Raw genomic sequence first — 4,560 nt, 5'->3', positions numbered from 1 at the left:
ATACGCATAGCCTGATACGCCCATGGCAGCGACGAAGATAGCGGCCTGGCGTACGCTACCGGTCGCAGGGTTGACGATAGGTACGGTGGGGCCACAGAAGTCGATGAAGAGCGTTTCGCCGGCCTTGTGCTCCATGCGCATGGAACGCCGCTGCTTCTTTTTCCAGTCACGGAACAGTGCACAGAACTGTGAGTAGCCGAGGGCATCACCGCCCACGGCGGCCTGATATTCCATCCAGAACAGCTGTTTGGTCACGCCCTTGCGGCTTAACTCGGTATCGATATCAAGCCAGCTGGGTAAGGTCTTGATAGCCTTGCCGGATTTTCCGGGATAGAGCAGGCGGTAGAGGTCGACGGGGGACAGTTCCGCCGGCAATGGCCAGACCAGGTTAGCTACCGTGAATCGGCCGAGGATATCGTGCACTGTGGTACAGCCGATGCCGAGCGCTGCTGCGATGGTGCGATGGTGCGATGGTGCGATGGTGTGATGGTGCGATGGTGCGATGGTGCGATGGTGCGATGGTGCGATGGTGCGATGGTGCTATGGTGCGATTCGAGCGATGCTGCTCAAATTTCATGTGTAATACATTGATATAGATGCACATTTCTGTTATCGCGTTCTTCTTTTTACGTGCCATGCCATACACCCGGAAGCTAAAAGTCTCCAGAGTATGGCGGAACAGAAGATGAGCGATCGGACAGAATCGGAATCGCTGATCGGGCGACCGGAATCAGTGATCGGGCGTGACCGGAACCAGCACCCTCCCCCATGCGATAGGTAATGCCCTCCTGATACCAATCCGGTAGCGTGAACTCGATTCGCCAGATGTTGCCCTCAGCACGTAATTCCCGCAGCCGCTTTAGTTCAGCTTTCATGTGCTGATAAATCTCATCCATCTGCCATAGCTTCAAGCGTATTGGCACCGCTGCCAGATGCGCCACGCGGTCAATGGTCATCTCCCCGTAGGTGATATTTGCGTGCATCATGAACTCATACGGGTCTTCGCCCAATTTACGGTGGCAACCAGCGCAGTGTGCGAAGGCGTTGAAGGGATGGTAGCGGGTCGCCTTGTGGCGGCGGGACTTGAAGTGGGAGCAATGGAGATTGCCGTGGTCGTGATGAAAATATTTACCGCAGTAATCGCACTGCCAGTTGGTTCTCTTTCGGACGAGTTCAGAAAATACCGCGTCGTGCTTATCGCGCTTCAGCGCCATACCTACCCCCACATTCGACTCATCAGCGCGTGCTTGCTTACCGTGGTCATCCCTTTTAGGGTGGTTCGCCACGGTCACAAGATGAACAACACACTGCCCTTGCTGTTACCCGCCTTGCCCTTCTCGCCGGTTTCGGCGCTGATAAACGACAATAGGCCCTCGGTGATAAATCGCACCTCATCAGCCGTTTTCTGTGCCTGAGCGAACCACGCCGGCGAGGTGTCGGAGGGCAGGAGCATGACGATAGTCTGCTGTTGTACTGCGCACTGCTCGGCGGCCTTTTTCACCCACGGCATGATATTGCTGTAGGGGGGATTGCAGAAAATTGTACCCGGGTGTGCCAATCGCAATTCAGGGCATCATCCTCTTCGGTTAGATAGTGGCGACACAGGGCGTTATCGTGGCCGGCAGCAGCGTCAAGGCAGAACCCGAACTCTGCATCCAATGCCTGAAAGACATCGGGCGTTCGCCATGTATCTTTGTGTTCTGGCCGGGTGTTTGATTTTAGTGCCATATCTAGTTCCACATTTTGTTAACCATTGAACGTGGCGTTGGTTTGAGGTATTTCTGTTCAGGAAGGGTGACAACGACATCCCAATACTTCGGGTCGCCGCTCAATGACCTGACAACGTGATAACCCTTGTCTTCGTAGTGCCTGATTAGGTGTTCAGCCTCTTCACTGGTTAACCCGTCATACCTGAAACAGGTCTTCTTCATCCGACTCTCCCGAAATAATCCCCTGAATAACGCACCTCGCGCAGCCTAACGCCGTTTCCCACTGCCCAGGCTTGCACGTACGCAATCAAACTGCTCATGCGCCTCACGCCTATCTGAGCCGTGCTCTCGCGGATGCTGCAAAACTCCCCCTCCAGCCCTGTAACCACTTCTCCCGGCCTGCCGGTGGCGATGGCATGGCCTGAGACGAACTGTGCTTTCCAGTCCAACAGCGGGCGCGGTTTATCTGCCCACAAGACCTGCCGCGAGACATCGGTGCATAACGCATGGAATAGGTTGTTCTGCGACAAATTTCTTTTGCTGCCGTTGATAGTGATTTCGAGGGGGCGATGTTCGTCGGTGGGGAGTGAATCAATAAATGCTTTCAGGTTTTCTCGTATTCGTTCATCACGCAGAAGGAAGCTTCTTTTTTCCATCACCACCTCTGAATTTACCCACCCAAACAAAAAAGACTGCAATGAAAAATAGCCCCACGATTAATTCTGTTAAATATGCCGTCATCCGTATTTTCCTCGTTTTTTGCGTTAAACTGCTGCCCCACTTGCATAGCGTTTCATCGGCGCGACGTTAGCGTTGTTCTGGCAAGCGCTCGCGGCTTGCTCCTGATTGGTGGGCATAAAATGCCCGTTTTTGAATTCCTGGTAAGCGGTTCCCTGAGTGCCAAATCGGTTTTTGGTGACAATCAGTTCAGCGTATTTCGCCGCTGGACTATTCTCGTTGTACACCGCATCGCGGTAGAGCATGATGATGCTGTCGGCATCCTGCTCAATGCTGCCTGAATCTCTTAAATCAGCACAGGTAGGCCACTTATTGGGGTGCTGCTCTACGTTTCTGGACAACTGGCTCAGCGACATCACCGGCGTTTTAAGCTCCTTCGCCATACGTTTGAGACTGCCGGATATATGAGCGATGGCGAGGTCATTACGCTCTGCTAGGGGTTTCTCAATCAGACCAAGATAATCGACCATAATCAGCGATAACGCAGGGTGGGTAAGCTTGTGCCGGTAGGAAATAGCTCGTATCTGCTCAATGGTGAGCGATGATGCATCCACAACCCAAACATCAAGCCCCTGTAAGCGGCGAAGTCCCTCGGACACTCGCGCCCAACCTTCGTCATCCATCCGGCAAGGTTTGCGCAGCGTTGAAACCGGAAGATGACTGGCTCCTGCCAATGAGCGCTCGATAACCTGCATTGCGTCCATTTCCATCGAGAAAATTAATACGCCCTTGCGTTCGATTTCAGTTATCGCGCCGTTCTCCGTGTCAATTTGGCGCGTGGTATGCTGTGCGGCAACGCCCTCCGCCACCTTCAAGGCAAATTCAGTCTTTCCCATGCCGGGACGGGCGGCAACAATTACCAGGTCCACCGGATTGATACCGCCGAGAATTTCATCCAGTTCGTCAATGCCCGTTTTCAATGAATCCGACGCTTCGCCATTCTTCAGGTGCTTTTCCAAAAGCTCGGTGTAGGGGTCTATCAGCTCGTCGATATGCATCGGGCGTACTTCATCGGCGCTGCAGTCGATATCACGCAGGGAGGCCAACACCTGCCCCATCACTGCCAACGCTCGCTCATGGTTCGGGGACTGGCGTACCTGCTCCAGCCCATCGCCCAACAACGCCGTGAAGCGCCGTACACGCTGATAGTCTGCCAGTAGCCGCGCATACCCCTTGAGATTCGCTGCGCTGGGACACTTCTTCACCGTCTTCATCACCGCGCCAAAGTTACCGCTACCCATCGCCTCACCCACCATCAGCCCGTCAATCAGTCCACGGGTTTTCGCCTGCCGACGAATCTCCCGGAACGTTTCACGGTACAGGCTGGCGGTGAAAGCGTCTTCATCCAGCGTAGCAAGGACATCCGCCGCATCAGGGGTGTAACCGCCTAGCAGCAGGCCATCGATGACGCTAGCTTCGATTTCCTGGTCTGTCACAGCGTGTCCTCCCGGACTTTGGTCAGGGTGTCCGCACGAAGCAGGTAGTCAAGATTGGCCGTCCAGCCCCGGTCATTATCCCCGAAGTAAAACGGCGGCGCGTGGGTCACAAACGCCTGTACGTAGGCTCGGAACCCCTGAAGGTCTTTTCGCGCCAGTTGACCAATAAGCCGTTTGATACCCTTGCGCCGCTTGTCGTTTAGCTCTACAGCGTGGGGAAGTCTGTCGGCTACCGTGTCGTTGTAGATGCCCAGTGCTGCCTGATAGTCCTGCGTGGAAGGCTGTTCAGATTTTTGGGGTTGGTTTTTCCCTGCCGGTTCCGGGGAGATGCCCCCGGTAGGGGGTAAGGGGGTTTTAGGTTCCATGACTGGTTCAAAAGAGTGACTGATTCTGGTGCCGCCTGTCGGCATAGGGGGTGTGCTGGCAGTCGGCATAGGGTTATCCAATTTCAGATAGTAAACGTTAGATGGATTACCTTTACCATTATTTGTACCGGTACGATTTTCTTTTACCAACAAAGCCGCTTTTTCTGTAAGTGTACGCCCAGCGCCGTATTGACAGTTATTCAGCAGGGATGGTGAGGTTCCACGGCAGGAGCTCTTTGATTTTGTTGATGGGATGATCCGCGATAATCGCCAGCACATGGCGCAGATACGCTTCCGGCTCCACGCCGTTCA

The 4,560-nt window shown here is 54.3% G+C and carries 5 protein-coding genes and 2 pseudogenes; all 7 read right to left on the bottom strand.

The window, feature by feature from the left end; genetic code table 11:
- Nucleotides 1–637: pseudogene (locus ACMX3H_RS17225) on the bottom strand (hypothetical protein); the annotation flags it as partial.
- A gap of 16 nt (nt 638–653) precedes the next feature.
- Nucleotides 654–1,214 carry a hypothetical protein gene (locus ACMX3H_RS17220; RefSeq protein ID WP_415211685.1) on the bottom strand — a complete coding sequence of 187 codons (561 nt, stop codon included), beginning with the start codon at nt 1,212–1,214 and terminating at the stop codon, nt 654–656.
- Nucleotides 1,215–1,294: 80 nt separating this feature from the next.
- Nucleotides 1,295–1,728, bottom strand: a pseudogene (locus ACMX3H_RS17215) (phage N-6-adenine-methyltransferase); the annotation flags it as partial.
- 199 nt (nt 1,729–1,927) lie between these two features.
- Entirely contained in the window at nt 1,928–2,365 is a 438-nt protein-coding gene (locus ACMX3H_RS17210) for a recombination protein NinB (RefSeq protein ID WP_415211684.1), read from the bottom strand.
- A 108-nt stretch (nt 2,366–2,473) separates the two neighbouring features.
- Nucleotides 2,474–3,883 (bottom strand): replicative DNA helicase, encoded by a 1,410-nt coding sequence (locus ACMX3H_RS17205; RefSeq protein ID WP_415211683.1) that lies wholly within the window; start codon nt 3,881–3,883, stop codon nt 2,474–2,476.
- A complete protein-coding gene (locus ACMX3H_RS17200) occupies nt 3,880–4,248 on the bottom strand; it encodes a hypothetical protein (RefSeq protein ID WP_415211682.1) in 369 nt (122 codons plus the stop codon). The genes ACMX3H_RS17205 and ACMX3H_RS17200 overlap by 4 nt, the downstream gene beginning before the upstream one ends.
- A 196-nt stretch (nt 4,249–4,444) precedes the next feature.
- A partial coding sequence (locus tag ACMX3H_RS17195; protein WP_415210031.1) for a transposase domain-containing protein occupies nt 4,445–4,560 on the bottom strand: 116 nt, incomplete at its 5' end.

It is taken from the genome of Sodalis sp. (in: enterobacteria) (assembly GCF_047607725.1).
Classification (GTDB): domain Bacteria; phylum Pseudomonadota; class Gammaproteobacteria; order Enterobacterales; family Enterobacteriaceae; genus JBLKSS01.
This window is presented reverse-complemented; position numbering and strand designations above follow the sequence as displayed.

What these genes read in the sequence shown, in the direction of transcription:
- ACMX3H_RS17220 (WP_415211685.1), bottom strand. Translation starts at nt 1,214, where the DNA reads ATGGCGCTGAAGCGCGATAAGCACGACGCGGTATTTTCTGAACTCGTC.
- ACMX3H_RS17210 (WP_415211684.1), bottom strand. Translation starts at nt 2,365, where the DNA reads ATGGAAAAAAGAAGCTTCCTTCTGCGTGATGAACGAATACGAGAAAAC.
- ACMX3H_RS17200 (WP_415211682.1), bottom strand. Translation starts at nt 4,248, where the DNA reads ATGGAACCTAAAACCCCCTTACCCCCTACCGGGGGCATCTCCCCGGAA.